This is a genomic window from Streptomyces sp. RPT161 (genome assembly GCF_027533845.1).
Lineage (GTDB): Bacteria > Actinomycetota > Actinomycetes > Streptomycetales > Streptomycetaceae > Streptantibioticus_A > Streptantibioticus_A silvisoli_A.
Genome location: NZ_JAPZVN010000083.1, coordinates 1 through 1,090 on the forward strand (window position 1 = coordinate 1; position 1,090 = coordinate 1,090).

The window sequence follows — 1,090 nt, forward strand, 5'->3', positions numbered from 1 at the left end:
GACGGTGACGGCGGGTTCGCCGGAGGGCACGCCCTCGGCCTCCATCAGCGCGGCGAGCTTCATCGCCTCCTCGATCAGGGTCTCCACGATCTTCGACTCCGGAACCGTCTTGATCACCTCACCCTTCACGAAGATCTGCCCCTTGCCATTACCCGAGGCGACCCCCAGATCAGCCTCACGCGCCTCCCCCGGACCGTTGACCACACAACCCATCACCGCGACCCGCAGCGGCACCTCCATGCCCTCCAGCCCAGCAGTGACCTGATCAGCCAACTTGTACACATCCACCTGCGCCCGACCACACGACGGACACGACACGATCTCCAACCGCCGCTGCCGCAACCCCAACGACTCCAGGATCTGAATACCGACCTTCACCTCCTCCGCCGGAGGCGCCGACAACGACACCCGGATCGTGTCCCCGATCCCCTCACTCAACAACGCACCGAACGCCACCGCCGACTTGATCGTCCCCTGGAACGCCGGCCCCGCCTCGGTCACCCCCAGGTGCAACGGATAGTCACACCTGGCCGCCAGCAACCGGTAGGCATTCACCATCACCACCGGATCGTTGTGCTTCACCGAGATCTTGATGTCCCGGAACCCGTGCTCCTCGAACAACGAGCACTCCCACAACGCCGACTCCACCAACGCCTCCGGCGTGGCCCTGCCGTACTTCTCCAGCAACCGCTTGTCCAACGACCCCGCGTTCACCCCGATCCGAATCGGCACCCCCGCGTCCGACGCCGCCCTGGCGATCTCCTTGACCTTGTCGTCGAACTGCCGGATGTTCCCCGGATTCACCCGCACCGCCGCACACCCGGCATCAATCGCCGCGAACACATACTTCGGCTGGAAGTGGATGTCCGCGATCACCGGAATCTGCGACTTCTTCGCGATCACCGGCAACGCGTCCGCGTCATCCTGCGACGGGCACGCCACACGCACGATCTGACACCCCGAGGCCGTCAGCTCCGCGATCTGCTGCAACGTGGCACCGATGTCAGCCGTCACCGTGGTGGTCATCGACTGCACCGACACCGGCGCGTCACCACCCACCGCAACCGACCCCACCTGGATCTTGCGGCTC

1 protein-coding gene is annotated in these 1,090 nt (G+C 65.3%); it reads right to left on the reverse strand.

Going from position 1 to position 1,090, the window contains the following annotated elements; all coding sequences use genetic code 11:
• Positions 1-1,090 (reverse strand): flavodoxin-dependent (E)-4-hydroxy-3-methylbut-2-enyl-diphosphate synthase (gene ispG / locus O5O46_RS34995; protein WP_269859723.1); only part of this gene is annotated, 1,090 nt, incomplete at both ends.